The 17,589-nt window shown below is 34.0% G+C and carries 18 protein-coding genes; 2 read left to right on the top strand and 16 right to left on the bottom strand.

What is annotated here, in order from left to right:
• Positions 1 to 1,374, top strand: a 1,374-nt coding sequence (locus NTX22_12740; protein ID MCX6151390.1) for a T9SS type A sorting domain-containing protein, incomplete at its 5' end; no start/stop codon positions are given.
• Positions 1,375 to 1,665: 291 nt separating this feature from the next.
• Here NTX22_12740 and rsmB read toward each other — a convergent pair.
• From rsmB to hisG, 15 genes are all read right to left on the bottom strand, one after another.
• Positions 1,666 to 3,054 (bottom strand): 16S rRNA (cytosine(967)-C(5))-methyltransferase RsmB, encoded by a 1,389-nt coding sequence (gene rsmB, locus NTX22_12735; GenBank protein MCX6151389.1) that lies wholly within the window; start codon positions 3,052 to 3,054, stop codon positions 1,666 to 1,668.
• The gene (locus tag NTX22_12730; GenBank protein MCX6151388.1) at positions 3,038 to 4,297 is read right to left on the bottom strand and encodes a putative sugar nucleotidyl transferase; all 1,260 of its coding nucleotides are present in this window, start codon (positions 4,295 to 4,297) and stop codon (positions 3,038 to 3,040) included. Before NTX22_12730 ends, rsmB begins: the two co-directional genes overlap by 17 nt.
• Positions 4,298 to 4,630: 333 nt before the next feature.
• Positions 4,631 to 4,840, bottom strand: coding sequence for a 50S ribosomal protein L31 (rpmE, locus tag NTX22_12725; GenBank protein ID MCX6151387.1), 210 nt, complete (start codon positions 4,838 to 4,840; stop codon positions 4,631 to 4,633).
• A gap of 77 nt (positions 4,841 to 4,917) precedes the next feature.
• Entirely contained in the window at positions 4,918 to 6,291 is a 1,374-nt protein-coding gene (locus tag NTX22_12720; GenBank protein ID MCX6151386.1) for a sigma-54 dependent transcriptional regulator, read from the bottom strand.
• A gap of 82 nt (positions 6,292 to 6,373) precedes the next feature.
• Complete coding sequence (locus NTX22_12715; GenBank protein ID MCX6151385.1) at positions 6,374 to 7,879, bottom strand: PAS domain S-box protein; 1,506 nt, start codon at positions 7,877 to 7,879, stop codon at positions 6,374 to 6,376.
• 2 nt (positions 7,880 to 7,881) lie between these two features.
• Positions 7,882 to 9,045, bottom strand: a complete 1,164-nt coding sequence (locus NTX22_12710; protein ID MCX6151384.1) for an NAD(P)/FAD-dependent oxidoreductase — start codon at positions 9,043 to 9,045, stop codon at positions 7,882 to 7,884.
• A complete protein-coding gene (locus NTX22_12705; protein MCX6151383.1) occupies positions 9,035 to 9,244 on the bottom strand; it encodes a 4Fe-4S binding protein in 210 nt (69 codons plus the stop codon). Before NTX22_12705 ends, NTX22_12710 begins: the two co-directional genes overlap by 11 nt.
• Before the next feature lie 224 nt (positions 9,245 to 9,468).
• Complete coding sequence (gene hisIE, locus NTX22_12700; protein MCX6151382.1) at positions 9,469 to 10,077, bottom strand: bifunctional phosphoribosyl-AMP cyclohydrolase/phosphoribosyl-ATP diphosphatase HisIE; 609 nt, start codon at positions 10,075 to 10,077, stop codon at positions 9,469 to 9,471.
• Positions 10,078 to 10,176: 99 nt separating this feature from the next.
• Complete coding sequence (gene hisF / locus NTX22_12695; protein ID MCX6151381.1) at positions 10,177 to 10,932, bottom strand: imidazole glycerol phosphate synthase subunit HisF; 756 nt, start codon at positions 10,930 to 10,932, stop codon at positions 10,177 to 10,179.
• On the bottom strand, positions 10,922 to 11,641 hold the full coding sequence (gene hisA / locus NTX22_12690; GenBank protein MCX6151380.1) for a 1-(5-phosphoribosyl)-5-[(5-phosphoribosylamino)methylideneamino]imidazole-4-carboxamide isomerase: 720 nt from the start codon (positions 11,639 to 11,641) through the stop codon (positions 10,922 to 10,924). Before hisA ends, hisF begins: the two co-directional genes overlap by 11 nt.
• A gap of 141 nt (positions 11,642 to 11,782) precedes the next feature.
• A complete protein-coding gene (gene hisH / locus NTX22_12685; GenBank protein ID MCX6151379.1) occupies positions 11,783 to 12,367 on the bottom strand; it encodes an imidazole glycerol phosphate synthase subunit HisH in 585 nt (194 codons plus the stop codon).
• Positions 12,364 to 12,957: an imidazoleglycerol-phosphate dehydratase HisB gene (gene hisB / locus NTX22_12680; protein ID MCX6151378.1), complete on the bottom strand. Its 594-nt coding sequence runs from the start codon at positions 12,955 to 12,957 to the stop codon at positions 12,364 to 12,366. The genes hisH and hisB overlap by 4 nt, the downstream gene beginning before the upstream one ends.
• 305 nt (positions 12,958 to 13,262) lie before the next feature.
• Positions 13,263 to 14,309, bottom strand: a complete 1,047-nt coding sequence (hisC, locus tag NTX22_12675; protein MCX6151377.1) for a histidinol-phosphate transaminase — start codon at positions 14,307 to 14,309, stop codon at positions 13,263 to 13,265.
• Positions 14,302 to 15,594, bottom strand: a complete 1,293-nt coding sequence (gene hisD, locus NTX22_12670) for a histidinol dehydrogenase (GenBank protein ID MCX6151376.1) — start codon at positions 15,592 to 15,594, stop codon at positions 14,302 to 14,304. Before hisD ends, hisC begins: the two co-directional genes overlap by 8 nt.
• Positions 15,591 to 16,460, bottom strand: a complete 870-nt coding sequence (hisG, locus tag NTX22_12665; GenBank protein ID MCX6151375.1) for an ATP phosphoribosyltransferase — start codon at positions 16,458 to 16,460, stop codon at positions 15,591 to 15,593. Before hisG ends, hisD begins: the two co-directional genes overlap by 4 nt.
• 321 nt (positions 16,461 to 16,781) lie before the next feature.
• Here hisG and NTX22_12660 point away from each other — a divergent pair, with 321 nt between their 5' ends.
• Positions 16,782 to 17,057, top strand: a complete 276-nt coding sequence (locus NTX22_12660; GenBank protein ID MCX6151374.1) for a hypothetical protein — start codon at positions 16,782 to 16,784, stop codon at positions 17,055 to 17,057.
• Between the two features lie 7 nt (positions 17,058 to 17,064).
• On the opposite strand, the gene NTX22_12655 is transcribed toward NTX22_12660, so the two are convergent.
• Positions 17,065 to 17,589, bottom strand: coding sequence for a methylated-DNA--[protein]-cysteine S-methyltransferase (locus NTX22_12655; GenBank protein MCX6151373.1), 525 nt, complete (start codon positions 17,587 to 17,589; stop codon positions 17,065 to 17,067).

The following is a 17,589-nucleotide window of genomic DNA, read 5'->3' as shown; positions in this document are numbered from 1 at the left end:
ACAGTTTATGGTTCTGGTGGCGGTAAATATTATTTAGCTTATCAACAGGGAACAACTGAAGTTAAATATTTTGGCTGGGGAATAAATTCAGCATATGGTTCACAGGAGAGTGCTACAATATCAACCGGTAGCGGCGCAACCAGTGCTTTATATCCATCCATTTCCCAAAATGTTGGTAATATTATTGTAAGCTGGACTGGCAATGTACCTTCTACAACAAACTGCTTTATAAGAAGAAGACCATACGGTGGAAGCTGGAGTACATTCCAGCAGGTCGGTTCTTTTATGAATTACACAAACAACAACACAAAATCTGGTACTACGGAAGATGCTGTTATAGGATGGTGGGATACATACGGAAACAGAACTCAGTTTATAAAACTTGTTTCAGGTGTTTATGGCACTGTTACAACTTTACCTTCAACAGGTTTATTTCATATAAGCAACGGCACCAGTTTTTCTGCTATGAAAGCGGTTATATTTAACTCCGGTGGTTCAGCTCCTTATGCTGTCAATCCGCTTACATATAATTTTCTAACTCTTCAGAAAGAAAGCACAAATCCTGATTTAGTTTTTGGGCGTAAGGCAGTTATATCTATTGGTAAAACTGAAATTGTATACTATCTTGAAAATATAAAACTTGACGGTGAAAATATTTTGTTCAGCGATTTTAATACTGCCGCACAAATAAAAACAACAGACGATTTGAATAATGTGCTGACTACTGATAAATTCAGTTTGAATAAAGAGAGCAAACTGCAATTCAGCAGCATTTATTATTGGGTAAGTACGGTACTTGATGATGCGGTGAAGAATGAAAACCTTAAATTTAATTTCCACACTGAACTGATCTCCGCAAATGATAACAAACCCGTTGGTAAGTTCAGAGATTTATGGATAGATAAAAATAATATTAATGATTCCGGTAAGGTTAATTTTAATATTGATTGCAGTAATATAAAGGAAGGTGAATACTACCTTATGATAGTAGCAGATAATGCGGGCAATACAAATGCTGAATACTACGTGAGTGACATACAGTATGAAAAAACAGATGGCTTGCCAAAAGGTACAAGTGAAGAGATTAGCTTTTCTGGTAATGCAATTGTTAAAAGTTATGAACTATTTCAAAACTACCCCAATCCTTTCAATCCAACCACAATAATAAATTATCAAATGCCTAAAGCTGGCAGGGTAACCTTAAAGATTTATGATGTATTAGGCAAAGAAGTAGCTACTCTTGTTGATGAAAGGAAAGACGAAGGAAAATACTCTATTGAATTTAACGGTAGTAATCTTACAAGCGGAATTTATTTCTACGAGCTTAGAACAAATGAATTTGTAACAACGAAGAAGATGCTGCTAGTTAAGTAATATCCCGCTTAAGCAGGCTGAAGCATTGTTTCAGCCTGCTATTTTTTACCAGATACCAAAGCACGTTAGACAGTAAATTATTGAATAGTTGATCTATTTCCTTTTTGACTTCTTGCATTTGACATTTGACGCAACATTTTTTTTGCGGGCTTCCTGCGGTTTTCTATTGTCGGTCAACCGTTATCAGTTTTCAGTGTTTATAGGTGGTCTATAATTTTATCCTGGGAACAAAAAAGTGAAAACAATTAAGCAATTAAACAAATAAAAAAAGTTGAGCTTTAAAATATATTATCAACTTACTCTAACCAACTTGGCAGCAAAAGAGCCATCAAGCTGGTGAATATGAGGATAAGTTTGAACGCATCCGTTGGAATCTATAACCGCCTCAGGTAAATAATTCTTTGCATTATCTAATGTAAAATTGGTATTCTCAGCAAGAAACTTTTTAATAATTTCAAAATTTTCTTCCGGCTCAATTGTACAGGTACTATAAACAATACTTCCATCAATTTTTATCAAAGAAGCGGCAGATTTTAATAAATCTGATTGAATTTTAGTAAGATTACGAATATCGGACAGATCTCTCTTCCACTTGATATCCGGTTTCTTGGACAATGTTCCCAAACCAGAGCATGGAGCATCAAGCAGCACTCTATCAAATTCTTCACTTTTAAATTCAAGGGAATTTTCTTCAACTAATTTTACGTTTTTTGCTCCAAGGCGAGCTAAATTTTTCTCTAATATTTTCAACCGGCTTTCATAACGATCGATTGCAACAATTTCACCGGTATTTTTCATCAGGTTAGATAAGTAAGCAGTTTTACCTCCGGGGGCAGCACACAAATCTAAAACTCTCATATTAGGTTTCACATCCAGTAACAGGCAAGGAAAACCTGTACTTTCATCCTGAATAGAAAAATAACCTTTATCAAAATACTCCCAGCCAGCAATATTCGTAAGCGTTTTTAATTTTACAAAATCCGTTAGAAATTTTCCTTCAGTAAATTTTAACTCAACAGACTTTAGTAATTCCTTAAAATCATTTATAGAAACCTTGTCAGTATTGATCCGAAGAATTAAAGTCGGTTTTTCGTTATTGGCAATCATTAATGCTTCGGTTTGGTCTTTTCCTAAAAAATTCAACCATCGTTTAACTAACCAAGTTGGATGGGAATAAAAAGTACTGAAATAACCGACCAAATCTTCACCAGGATCAGGAAAACGAATTCCTTCCTTATTTCTAATTATATTTCTTAAAACCGCGTTTGCCTGATCGGCAGGTTTTTGTCCCTGCATTTTTTTTACAAATTCTACGGCTTCATTTACTGCTGCATAATCCGGTATTTTATCAAGAAATAAAATTTGATATAAAGCAACTCGCAAAGCATTTTTAACATTCGGAATGCATTTAGAAAATGCACCTTTATAAAAGCCGTTCAAAATCCAATCGATTTTATTAAGCCATCTTAAAACACCATGAACAATTTCAAAAAGCAGAGCTTTATCTGGACCATGCAATTCTGTATTTTTCATTTCGCTATCAAGCAGCTTATCCAAATAAGCATCAGTTCTATCAATTCTGTTAAGAACTTTAACTGCAGTTCCTCTTACACCGGTATATAAATCCAGTTGATGATAACCCTGAGGATCAACTGGTTCAGTCTCAATATGGGTATCCACGTTTTCTTCGTTCCTTTGCTGTTAAATCAAATATTTTTTTAAATAGTTTTTCATCGTACTCATTAAGAACATGATTTCGTCTAATCATAACCCGATTGGCTGTTTCGATGCTTCTTAATAAATCATATGTGGTTTTAGAACCAACTCCACCCCAGGAAAAAGAAGGGATATATTTATCCGGAAATCCAGCTCCAAAAATATTACAGGAAAATCCTACAATGGTTCCTGTATTAAACATTGTATTTATTGCAGATTTTGAATGATCGCCCATAATTAATCCAAGGAATTGAGTGCCGCTATCAACTATATCTCCATTTACATAAATTTTTATTGTACTATAATTATTTTTAAGATCGCTGCAATTTGTATCAGCACCAAGATTTACCCAGGAGCCAAGATAAGCGTGACCTAAAAATCCAGAATGCTGTTTGTTAGTGAATGGAAGTATAATCGAATCTTCTACTTCGCCGCCGATTTTACAAATTCTACCAATACTAACGTTATCATAAATTCTTGCACAACTTTTTATCTGGCTGGATTCACCAAGGTAAACACAATTCTCAACTACGGCGTTAGCTGCAACCACGGCGTTTTTATCAATATAAATTGGACCCTTGGAAGCATCCAAAACAACTCCGGGTTTTATTTCTGCGCCTTCATCAATAAAAATATTTCCCTTTTCAATAAAATGAACACCATCGTAAACTTTACCCAGAATTTTTTCTTTCTGCTTTTCTATCAAACAATTATAGTCAGTAATAAATTCACTTCTGTTGTTTGCTGCTAAATCCCAAATATAATCTACATGTTTTATATCAACTTGCTCCGTAGGAAATCCATCAAAATCGGAATTGGAAAATAAGTCGGAAAGATTCGATTTCAATTCTTCCAATTTCTTTCCGGATACTCTGGCAGCTATAACGGTTCCTTTATTTAAATAAAGTTTATTGCCATTTTCTTTTAATGAAATTATTTCCTCCATATTTGGTGGAGCTAAAACTCTTCCATTTATAAACAGGCAATCATTATCTTCTATTGTGTTAACTGCAACGGCTGGATTCTTGGATTTTACTACTTGATCCAAATATGGTCTTGTGTGAAGTGAGTATTTAACTCCAGGATACGCGCGTAAAATTTTGGCTCTTATCGAATTTATTCCACAGATTAAATCGTGCACAGGTCGGGAATAAATCAATGGTTCGAGTCTATCGAAATAAATATCTTCAAAAATGCAAAGCTGCATAATGCCCTCTTTTTAGTTTTTCAATTATTAAAAATATAACTAAAAAAGAAGTCTGTTTAAAGAATAGCATTGTGACTCTGAACTTTTACAGATACTTTATTTCTTATTTCCAAATTTCGCATTTCAATTCTAAACGATAAGTAAAAATTCCGCTACAGTTTTTTATTCCGAATTGAGTATTTCCATGGAAAATAATTTTTCATTGGAGTTATTTAACAAAGCGGAATAAAATTTTATAATTGTGTTTAAAGTAAAAAAGATTGCTGGATGACGAATCCAATTCATTCCATTACCTGCCTTTTTACAGGCAGGTCAGAAATTAATAATCTAAATTTATTTTGCGAGGCTTTTGCCGTAGCGTTTGTTAAATCTTTCCACGCGACCAGTGGAATCTAACAATTTTTGTTTGCCGGTAAAAAATGGATGGCAATTTGAACAAATTTCGAGCTTAATATCGCCTGCTGTTGACCGCGTTACAAATGTATTTCCACATACACAAGTTACAACTGCCTTTTTATAAACTGGGTGAATTCCTGACTTCATTACTAACCTTAATCCTTTCTAAAAATTACTGCTTAAATATAAAGAAGAATCGTTTTATATCCAACGGCAGGAAGAACTTACTGTTCTACATCCTTTGGAGCTTTTGTTGGAATATCCAATTCTTCCATCTTTCTATATAGAGAAGACAAACCAATTTGAAGCATTTTTGCTGCTTCTTCCTTATCATAATCATACTTTTTAATTGTTTTAATGATATGTTCCCTTTCAAAAATACGCATAGCATCTTTAAGGGAATCCGGAAATGCATCACTAAAACTGCTTCCTTTAATATAATCGGAAAGATCATTAACGGTAATGATTTCTTCCTTTGCAAAAATAATTGCTCGTTCAATAATGTTTTCCAGTTCTCTTACTCCACCTTGCCAATCGTGACTCATTAGAAGGCGCATGGTTTCATTATCCACACCAATTATTTTTCTTCCCATTTCTATACGAAATTTTTCTATAAAATGATTTACTAACAATGGAATATCTTCTCTTTTTTCATTCAATGTTGGAAGTTTTATTTCTACAACATTAAGTCGGTAATATAAATCCTCTCTAAATTCACCAGCTTTAACTTTTTCAAAAAGATTTTGGTTTGTTGCTGCAATTATTCTAACATCTGTTATTACAGCTTTTGTTCCGCCAACAGGAATAAATTGCCGATCTTCCAGAACTCTAAGAAGTTTTACCTGCAAGTTTAATGGCAAGTCCGCAATTTCATCCAGAAAAATTGTTCCGCCATCAGCTACTTTGAATAAGCCCATCTTCTCTTCTGTTGCACCTGTAAACGCCCCTTTCTTATGACCAAATAATTCACTTTCAATTAAATTTTCGGAAATAGCTCCGCAATTTACTGGAAGAAATATTTGGTCTTTTCTTAATCCATTATAATGAATTGCCTTTGCCACCAGTTCTTTTCCGGTTCCACTTTTACCTGATATTAAAACATTGCTATTTGTAGTTGCTACACGTGTGATAAGATCAAAAACTTTTCTCATTGATTCGCTTTTACCAATTAGATTCTGGAAGCCAGTTTCGGAAGAAAGCCTTTGTCTAAGTGAAATATTTTCTGCCGCTAAATTTTTATAAGTTACTAACCGTTTTAAGCGAAGAATAACATCATCAAATTCAACTGGTTTAATTAAGTAATCATAAGCTCCCTGCCTAAGCGCTTCAATTGCTGTATTAACAGAAGCATAGGCAGTCATAATTATAAAAAAAGTATTTGGAGAAATATCTTTTGCCTTTTGCATCAATTCAATTCCGTCCACTTTTGGCATTTTGATGTCAGTGATAACAACGTCATAACTCAGCTCTTTCATCTTTATAAGAGCCTCTTCACCATCAGCAGATGTATCAGCTTTATATCCTTCTTCTTTAAGTAAAAGTTCTAAAGAATCTCTAATTACTTTTTCGTCATCAACAATTAATACTTTTGCATTCATTATTTGCTCCACTGGTTTAAAAGATTAAGGTAAAGCACAAATATTTTCAGTGATCTTTACCTTCTCCTCTGCCTTTGCATTTCTACAGAACTGTTTGGTTAATTGGAAGTTTTACTATAAAACAACTCCCTTTTTTAGATTCACTTTGAACCAAAATATCTCCCTTAAATTTTCTAATAATGCCATAACTAACTGAAAGCCCAAGCCCGGTTCCTTTGCCTACTTCCTTAGTCGTAAAAAAAGGATCAAAGATTTTAGACATAGTTTCTTTATCCATTCCGCATCCATCATCCTGGATTTTAATAAAAACGTTTTCCTTATCGTGAGAAGAATTAACATCAATTCTGCCATTTCCATCAACCGCATCTAAAGCATTGATCAGAATATTTATAAAAACCTGCAGTACTTGATCCGGAATAATATTTATTTTGGGAAGATTCGGATCCAGTGTGGTTTCAAACTGAACCTTTTTTACACGCTTGTCATATTTCACTATTCCGATTGCAGTTTTTATAATATCAGTAACCTGAATCATTAGTCTTTCCTGTCCAGGTGGGCGTGAAAAATCAACAAGCTCTCGTACAATTTTGGAAATCCTATCAATGTTTGAGCGGATGCTGGCTAACTGTTCGCTTACGAAATCATCATTAGCTCTTCTTTGCAGCAATTGCACAATTGATGATATTGAAGTAAGTGGATTTCCAATTTCGTGTGCTACCCCAGCCGCTAACTGACCAATAACTGCTAATTTTTCTGACTGATCAATTTGCTGTTTTAATTTTTTTACTTCAGTAAAATCTTTTATTATAACTGTTCTACCAATGTACTCACCATTTTTAGTCGGCAATTTAGTTACATTCAAATCAACTGGAATTATCTTACCAAACTTTGTCTTCCTTTCAGTTTCAGAAATTTTAGAATACCCGTTTTTCAATACATCATCAATTATTTTACTTAACTCTTTTTCATACTTTTCTTCATCAGGTAATAGTAGAGAGGATAGCTGTCCAATAACTTCATCTTCAGTGTACCCAAATATTTTTTCAGCACCTTTACTCCACGCAATAAATTTTTCATTTTGATCAACAACCATAATAGCCGCATCTGATGTATGCAAAATATTTTTTAAATACTGCTGGTTAATCTCTAATTTGAGGGCAAGACGATCTCTGTCTAAGGAAAGTTCTTTCATTTGAACTTCCTGCCGAAGCATACTGTAACGAGCAAAAAGCTGATCTATAATTTCATCAATGTACTCAACTATAAGCATCGAATCGAAGTTTGGATTTTTTTCTTTAGATACTATGTGTAAGATTGATAATCTTCCATTATTAAAAAGCTGGCTTACTTCCAGCAGGTTAAAATTGGTTTTTTCAAAAAGATTATAAATGTCAATTATATTATTATCGGCGGATGAATAATCTGACTTTTCTACAATATTAATAATTGCCTGGATGGTGCTTTCAACGAAGATTGATAATTGGGTTTCTGCTAATTTCTGATCGAACATTTTAAGAAGTGAGTTAACCCAATTATCTTTTATAAAATCAAAATTCCTTTTAAGCAGTTCTAAAATAATTTTTTTCATTACTAAATAAACACCTTTGCAACATCAATTAACAAAGAAGGCTGATCAAAAAGAGCAGCTCTAAAAATACTTCCAATTGTTCTTTTTTCAACCGGTACCTTTATAAAAGATTTTGCTATACTTTCAAACTTCTCATCAGAAAAATTGTAGATACCTTCTTTAAGCTTATTATAGATTTTATGTTTCTTACCAAGTTTTTCCTGCCAGGCTGCATCATAACTAAGAATATGATCAAGATTATTTTTTAATATTGCTGCAGCAGCAATATTTCCGGCAAGTTTTCCTCCAACCATTCCACTAACAATACCACCACCGGTAAGTGGATTTACCTGTCGAGCCGCATCACCAGCCAACAATATTCCAGGTGCAGAAATTTTTTCTAACGTACCAGAACAAGGAACACCACCAGCTACTGTTGTTAGTATTGAAGCAGTAGGATATCTGGATTCCAAAAAATCATTTAGAAAAGATAGTGCTGATTTCTTTTTACCAACGGCTCCATTTACTCCAACTCCAATATTGGCAATATCATTTCCTTTTGGAAAAACCCACAAATAACCGTGTGGAGCAAATTGGCTTCCAAAATAAAAATAACAAGTATCCTTATTAACTTTAATATTTGATGCAGTAACCTGAACGCACGATTCCATATCGCGGAAATCAATAAAAGTTTTTATTCCCGCCCATCTTCCAACACGCGATTCAACTCCATCAGCAGCAATTATTATTTTTGCAGTTGCGGTTTTCAATTCTCCAAGATGTTCGAACTTTACACCGGAAACTTTTCCATCACTAAAAATTAAATCATTAACATATGCTTTGGTAAGAATTTCAGCACCGGCTCGGGAAGCTAATTTTGCTAATTCATAATCAAAAATCCTTCGCTCAAGAATATAACCGCTTTCTTTAAATTCAATAACAACTTCTTTTCCACTGGGTGGATTAAAGGAAAATTTATTTACTTCCGCAGCAATCCATTTTTTATCGGTCTCAATAAATTCTTCAATACCATCTTTTCTAACAGCTTCACCACAGCGCACAGGATAACCAACATCTCTGTCTTTCTCAAGCATTAACACGGATAAACCTTTTTCGGCTGCTGCTCTTGCGGCTACTGATCCCGCAGGTCCAGCACCAACTACAATTACATCATAATTAGGATCCACTTTTAATTCCGCTCGCTTTCTCTTTATTAAATACTAAAACTTCAATTGGGCAACTCCAAACGCATTTAGAACAATTTGTACATAACTCTTCAATTATTTTTATTGAAGATTCCTGCAGCTCAATGGCATCTTCCGGACAAATGCCAACACAGCAGCCACAGTAATCGCATTTATTTGGTAGAATTTCAATCAATAACAATGGAATTGCCCTTTGAAAAGAAAAATCAGTAAAATTTTTGTGTAAAATTAAGGAAAAATTTTATGAAAGATAAATCATTAATGAAGGATTAGTTATTTGAATTTGAAAATTGGGAGGCTACGGATGAGGACAAGAAATTGTATAACTTTAAAGATGCCTCACTATCACAATGTAATACTTTGTTAATAATGGAAATGAACGGATCCAAATTCAAATTCTGAATATCATTTAATATGACGGTCCTGCAGATTCTTTACAATATCAGAAATTTCTATTTCCTGATTTGCAAGCATAACAAAGAGATGATAGATCAGGTCAGACACTTCATTTATTATTTCTTTCTTATCGTGATTCTTAGCCGCTATAACCGTTTCAATTGCTTCCTCCCCGACTTTTTGAATGATTCTGTTCTCGCCATCCTCAAACAATTTAGTCGTATATGAATTTGGGGGAAGATCAACTTTTCTTTTTTTAATCAAATTAAAAAGAGTTGTTAGGAATTCAAGCGATTCAGTTTTTTCCAAATTAAAACAAGAATAATCTCCTGTGTGGCAAGTTGGACCATCTGTCAGCGCAGAAACAAGCAGCGAATCGTTATCGCAATCAGCTTTAATATCAACCAGCCTAAGATAATTTCCAGAGGTTTCTCCTTTTACCCAAAGGGATTTCCTTGTTCGGCTGTAAAACGTAACCAGTTTTGTTTCAATAGTTTTTTGTAAGGATTCCTTATTCATAAATCCTAGCATTAGAATTTTATCGTTTCTATTATCGGTTACTATTGCCGGTATTAGTCCGTTTAATTTTACAAAATTGAGTTGTTCTAATTCAATCATAGTTTTTTATTAAGTTTTTTGATTCTGGTTTTCGGATACTTTGAGTTGGAAAGTGGAAATGTTAACTGAAGTTTGGAATCCCGCTTCAAGCACCACTGTTTATAATCTGACTTTAATATTATTTTCATTCAAGTAATTTTTCAAATCTCTTATTTTCAAAATATCAAAATGGAAAAGGCTTGCAGCAAGACATGCATCAACATCTGTTTTTCTAAATGTATCCAGGAAATCCTCCTTTCTTCCAGCTCCACCGCTTGCGATGACCGGAATGCTTACCAACTCTTTCAATTTTTTAAGAAATATATTGTCATATCCACTTTTGGTTCCATCTTTATCCATCGAAGTTAAAAGAATTTCTCCAGCACCTAAATCGGCTGCACGCCAGCACCATTCAAAACCTTCCAATTCTGTTTCCTCTCTTCCACCTTTAACAAATACTTTATACTTACCATTAACTGATTTAACATCAATAGCAGCAACTACAGCCTGGCTGCCAACTTGCTTTGCGGCTCTGGAAATTAACGAAGGATCTTTAACAATAGAAGAATTTAATGATACTTTATCAGCGCCGGCTTTTAATAAATTTTCAATATCGTATAAATCAGTAATGCCACCACCAACTGTAAATGGAATTTGAATAGCGCGTGCAACTTCTTCTACAAGATGAATTAATATTTTTCTTTTCTCCACCGAAGCAGTTATATCCAGGAATACTAATTCATCTGCACCTTCCAGAACATATCTTTTTGCTAAATCAACTGCATCTCCGGCTTCTACAAGATTGACAAAGTTTGTTCCTTTTACAACAATTCCATCTTTAACATCAAGGCAAGGGATGATTCTTTTACTTACCAATTTTTACCAGCTCCTTCAAATCAATCTTATTTTCATAGATTGCTTTTCCAATTACAACGCCAAATATATTTGTGTTTTTTACAGCAATTACATCTTGTAAATCTTTAATGCCACCGGAAGCAATTAATTTAATTCCCGGTTCTTTCTTAAGAATTTTCTCATAAAGTGTTCTGTTTGCACCTGTCAACATTCCATCTGTTGATATATCTGTACACAAAAAAGTTACTACTCCAATTTCTTTACAATATTCTATATGATCAAAGATGGAGATAGATGTTTGCTCTGTCCAACCTTTTATAACTACTTTTTCGTTTTTAACATCTGCGGCAACAATAATTTTTTCAACATCAAATTTTTCAGTAATCTTTACAAACTCATTTTTATTTTGAATAGATAGAGAACCGATAATTACTTTATCAACTCCCAAAGATAAAAGTTCAGAAACATTTTCACTATTTCTAACTCCACCTCCAAACTCAATCTTTAAATTGGTTTCAGATTTTATTTCTCCAATTAAATCTTTAACAGATATTTCTCCGGATTTTGAACCAAGAAGATCAACCAGGTGCAACCACTCAAATCCGAATTCATCAAAAATCCTTGCCTGGTGTAATGGCGAATTTGGATAGTATTCAATTTTGTCAAATTCTCCTTGCCGAAGACGGACAATTTTGTTTTGAAATATGTCTATTGCTGGAATTACTATCATAGTTATTAAAAAATATTTATTTATTCTTACAAAAAAAGAAAGATTATGTTTTACTCTTAATCTTGTTCTTACTCTTTTTTCAAAAGAAAATGCTGAGTAAGATTAAGAGAACAATTAAGATCAAGTTTGAGATCACGCTCTTCATAATTCAATAAAATTCTTTAGAACTCTTAATCCTGCATCACCAGATTTTTCCGGATGAAACTGCACACCGAAGTAATTTTCCTTTTCGACTGAAGCAGAAAAATCGATTCCATGATTTGTTTTAGAAGTTGTACTTTCACCTAAAGAAAATAAATAGGAATGTGCAAAGTAAAAGAATTCTCCATCCTTTATTCCATCGAACAACGGACTTTTTTTGATTTGAAATACTTCGTTCCAACCCATATGTGGAACTGTTACTTTTGAAGAATCAAACTTTTCAATTATGCCTGGAATTATTCCGAGACAAGAAACATTTCCTTCTTTAGAATAATCTGCCAGCAACTGCATACCAAGACATATACCAAGGATGGGGCGTTTGATTATCCGGAGAAGGTTGATCAAATTATATTTATGCAACTGTCTGATAGCATACGATGCTTCTCCCACACCAGGAAAGATTGCTTTATCTGCTTTGCAAATTTCCACCTCACTATTGGTTAGAATAAATTCCTGTTTTAGAGTTCTAAGTGCATTAGCCACCGAAGCCGTATTTCCCGCTCCGTAATCAATCAGCGCAATCATATAACTCCTTTTGTTGATGGAAGACTTCCTTCACTTCGTTCATCAATTCTGCAAGCTTCGTTCAACGATTTGGCGAATGCTTTAAACATTGCTTCAATTTTGTGATGATCATTTTTACCTTTTGCTCGCAAAAAAATATTTGCTTTAAGCCCGGAAGCCAATCCTCTGAAAAATTCTTCGGTTAATTCTGTTGGAAAGTCACCGACTTTTTCGCGTTTAAATTTGCATTTAAAATTCAAACTGCTTCTTCCACCAAGATCAACTGCACATCTGGCAATCGATTCATCCATTGGAAGAAAAAAACCATAGCGTTTAATTCCTTTCTTATCACCAAGCGCTTCGTTCAAAGCAGTACCGAGTGCAATCCCAACATCCTCAACTGTATGATGTTCGTCTACTTCAAGATCACCTTTAACAGCTATGTTCAAATTGATATTTGCATGCTTGGCTATCTGTTCAAGCATATGATCGAAAAAGCCAACACCGGTTTTTATTTTCGATTTTGCGCCGCCATCAAGCGAAAGTTTTATCTTAATATCTGTTTCTTTTGTAACACGATTTACGGATGCTGTTCTTAACGAACTGTTGATTTTTTCAATTGCCTGCTCAAAGGATTTTATTTCTGACTGTTGGGAAACAACGATGGTTTTATAATCATTAAGTTTTTGCTCAGCTTTGCTTATAAAATATTTTGCTTTGAATGAGCTTTCTTTTTCCAGTTTTTGATTAATCGAAATTCCTTCGCTCAATAAAATTTTTTTCATCAACTCATCCGGTTCGAAGTCTTTAACTTCAATTACAAAATTTTTCTGTGCAAGTTTCTTCAATCCGCTTATTAAACCGGAAGCTTCTTGCAAATTGAAATCGAAAAAATTCTTGTCAATGGTTACTTTATTCATAACAACTTCTTTATTGCTTCCAAAAATTTATTATTCTCTTCTACTGTTCCAATTGATAAACGCAGGCAATCCTCAAGCATCCGGTAAGAGCTTCTGTCTCTGATTATTATTCCTTCGTCAGCTAATTTTTTCTGTATTCGTTTTGCATTCTTACACGTGAATAAAAGATAGTTTGCATCAGAATGAAATATTTTATTTATACCGGATATTTTCTGCAATTCAAATTTAACTCTTTCTCTTTCAGAAATCAGGCGCATTACAAATTCGTCTTTCTTTTTATTATTTTCAATCGCTTTTAAAACAGCGTAGCGGGTAAGCGTGTTAATGTTATAGGGTGCTTTCACTTTAAACAAGAAATTAATTATTTCCGAATTGGCAATGCAGAAACCGAGCCTTATCCCTGCCAAGCCCCAGGCTTTAGAAAAAGTCCGGAGAATTACAAGGTTAGGAAAATTTTTTACATCCTGAATTAGCGTATTATCTTTTGCAAAGTCAATATATGCTTCATCAACCACAACAATTGAATTGAACATTGAACATAGTTTCAATATGTCTTCCCTGTTTAAAAGATTTCCAGTTGGATTATTTGGTGAACAAAGAAATAACATTTTAATTGTTGAATTAAAGTTTGCCTTAACAGCATCCAAATCAATTTGAAAGTCGGGATTCAAATCGATGGAAATGGTTTCAACATTATTTATATCGCAGGCAACTTTGTACATTCCGTAAGTTGGATCAAGAATCATTGCTTTGTCTTTGGTTGGTTCACAAAATATTCTAATCAAAAGATCGATGATTTCATCTGAACCAACACCAAAGAAAAGAGATTCTTTCTGAATATTGTAATAATTCCCCACAGCTTTTTTTAATTCTTTTTGATGGGGATCCGGATACCTGTTTAATTCAAGAAATGCAAATTCTTCAACTGTTGTACCTAATCCATTTTCATTTGCATCAAGCAGGATACCTTCCGAATACTGATCTCTCGCTGAAGTATAAGGTTTCAACTTCCTGATATTTTCTCTAACTAAGTTTTCAATCATTTTTCTTTATCCTTATTGTAACAGCATTTTTGTGCGCACCAAGCATTTCCACTTCCGCTAAAGTTTCTACTGTATTTGCTAATCCCTTCAAGCCTCTTCTTGTTAATTTTTGAAAACTTATTGATTTCATAAAATTCTCTACTGAAACGCCGCTAATTGATTTTGCATAACCATAAGTCGGTAATGAGTGATTTGTTCCTGAAGCATAATCGCCAGCGCTTTCCGGTGAGTACTCTCCCAGAAATATTGAGCCGGCATTAATCACATTCATTTTATAATTTTCCGCCATATTAATATGAAGGATTAAATGCTCAGGAGCATATTCATTTGAAAACAAAAATGCATCATCAATATTTTCAACAAGTAAGGAGAAAGATGAATTGAGGGAATCAGCAGCAAATTTTTGACGTGATAAACCTTTTATTTGCTCAGCAATCTCAACTTGAACCTGCTGAATAATTAAAGACGAATTACTGATGAGAATTACTTGGGAATCACTTCCATGCTCTGCCTGCGAAAGCAGATCGGCAGCAATAAAAGCCGGGTTTGCACTTTCATCAGCAATTATTAAAACTTCACTTGGACCAGCGGGCATATCTATTGTGCAACCGGATAAATCAATACTTACAAGAAGTTTTGCCGCTGTTACGTACTGATTCCCAGGACCAAATATTTTATCAACTTTTTTGAAGTTGGCATCTCCGTAAGCCATCAATCCAATTGCCTGCGCTCCGCCAAGTTTATAAAATTCATTTATTCCAATTAACTTGGCTGCAAAAAGTAAAGCATTATTTATTTTACCATCTTTTGCCGGTGAACAGACAACAATTCTTTTGCAACCAGCAAGCTTTGCTGGAATACCAAGCATAAGCATTGTTGAAGGAAGAACAGCGTTACCACCAGGAATGTACAAACCTACATTCTGAATTGCTCTGAATTCTCTTGAACAGCGAACTCCGGGCATCATTTCAACTTCATAATCTTTTGGAATTTGATTACGATGGAAAAATTCAATATTGCGTGCCGCTGATTTTATAGCATCTTTAATTTTTTCGTCCAGGTTAATTTCTGCAGATTCAAATTCTTTAGTTGAAACAAGAATATCGTCTGAAGAAAAGCCATCATAAAGTTCAGCGTACTTTAATGCAGCTTGCAATCCATTTTCTTTTATGTCGCTTAGAATTGGTTTAACAATACTTAACGTGTCATCAAGATTTATTGCCGGTCGTTTAAGTAGTTTTTCCCGCTCTTCAGGATTCAGGTTTTTAAGTTCGTAAGTTTTCATATTATCATATTCTCAATAGGTAATAAAAGAATTCCTGATGCTCCGGCATTTTTCAGGTCACCAACTATCTTCCAGAACTGATCCGATGGAATAACCGCATGAACCGCCAGAGAATTACCATCAGCTAAGCTAAGTACAGTTGGACTTTTTAGCGAAGGAATAACATTAATTATTTCTGTAAGTGATTCTTTAGGTACATTCATCATCAGGTATTTAGAATTTTTGGCTAATAAAACCGAACGGATTCTTATTAAAAGATTGTTAAGCGTTTGGAATTTTTCGTCATCTTCTTTTAAACTTTTATTGGAAATTAAAACAGCTTCAGAATCAAAAACAACAAATGATTTTTTAAGTTTATTCATCATTAAGGTTGTACCGGTGGAAACAATATCACAAATCAGGTCAGCCACACCAAGCGAAGGAGCAATTTCCACCGATCCACTGATTTCAATTACTTTAGCATTAATTAAGTTTTCGTTTAAATATTTTTTTAAAATGTTTGGATAAGATGTGGCAATTGTTTTTCCGGACAATGCCTTAATTGAATCCGGAACGGAATCATTCGGTGCTGCAATCATCAACCGGCATCTTCCAAATCCAAGTTTTTCATTAATTATAACTTCCGCCTGCTTTTCAAATAAAACATCTTCACCAACAATACCAATATCAGCTACACCATCCTGAACGTATTCAGGTATATCATCATCGCGGAGGAAAAGTAAATCAATTTTAAAGTTACGCGCAGAAACTATCAATCTTTCCGAATAAGTTTCTATATCCAAGCCGCAATGTCTAAGAAGTTCAAGAGATTTATCCGAAAGCCTGCCTTTTTTCTGAAGTGCTAATTTAAGATTTCCATTTTCCATTTTTCTTTCCTCAAAGTGTTTAAAACTAAAAAACCCCGATTTTGTGTCGGGGCTTTCTATTTTGCGTATTGAACTTTACTTAAAACAAACCGACACCACCAAGTGGGAAATTTAAATGATGATGATGAATCATCGGTTTAACAGAACTAATAATATTTACTGATTTGGTCTTCATAATACTGTTACAAAGTTATAAAAAATTTTTAAGTTTTCAAAATTCCATAAAAACTATAAAATGCAGCATTGAAACTATCAAATTAAAGTTGTATTATTTTTGTGCAAAGTAAAAGATAATCTTCCAAATATCTTAAAGGAGTTAAGATGGCTATAATACTTTTTATTTTTTCATTTTTTGCTCCCAGGATCATTGTTGTTTTACTCTGGTTTTTTAGTCACTGGTTCGATGGTGTTTTTTCCAGTTTGCTTTGGCCAATTATTGGATTCATTTTTCTTCCAACAACTCTTCTTTGGTACAGCGTGGTTTTTCAGTGGTATGATAATTCTTGGGGAACAATTCCAATTGCAGGATTAATAATTGCAGTGTTAATCGATCTATCCCCAGCCGCAAAAAAAAGAAGACGGAAAAGGAACGGGTGAATTTATTTCAAAAAAGGTTTAATTGGTTTCCTGTTTCTTGATTCGATGAAAATTTTCTTTCATGATTTAACAGCCATTCCTTAATCCACAACCCTCCGCTATAACCTATTAGATTTCCATTGCTCCCAATAACGCGATGACACGGAATGATGATAGGAATTTTGTTTTTACCGTTCGCCAATCCAACTGCCCGTACAGCTTTTATATCACCTGTTCTTTTGGCTAAATCCAAATATGATATGGTTTGTCCAAACGGAATTTTCATTAATTCCTTCCATACTTTTTGCTGAAAAATTGTTCCACCTAAACTTAACCTGCTTGAGAATTCAGTCAACTCACCTTTGAAATATTTATCCAACTCAACAATACAATAATCAAGAATGTCATTTTTATTTTCTGGTTTAGATTTATCATTTCGCAGGAACGATATGGAAATGATGCTGGTTTCTGAGGATATAATTTCTATAACACCAACCGGTGATTGATAATAACCACAATATTCAACCGATTCTTTTGGAATTTGGGAAACCAT

This window comes from Ignavibacteriales bacterium, assembly GCA_026390815.1.
Taxonomy (GTDB): domain Bacteria; phylum Bacteroidota; class Ignavibacteria; order Ignavibacteriales; family SURF-24; genus JAPLFH01.
Note: the sequence above shows the minus strand (reverse complement) of the source record. Positions and strands in the feature narration are given on the sequence as shown.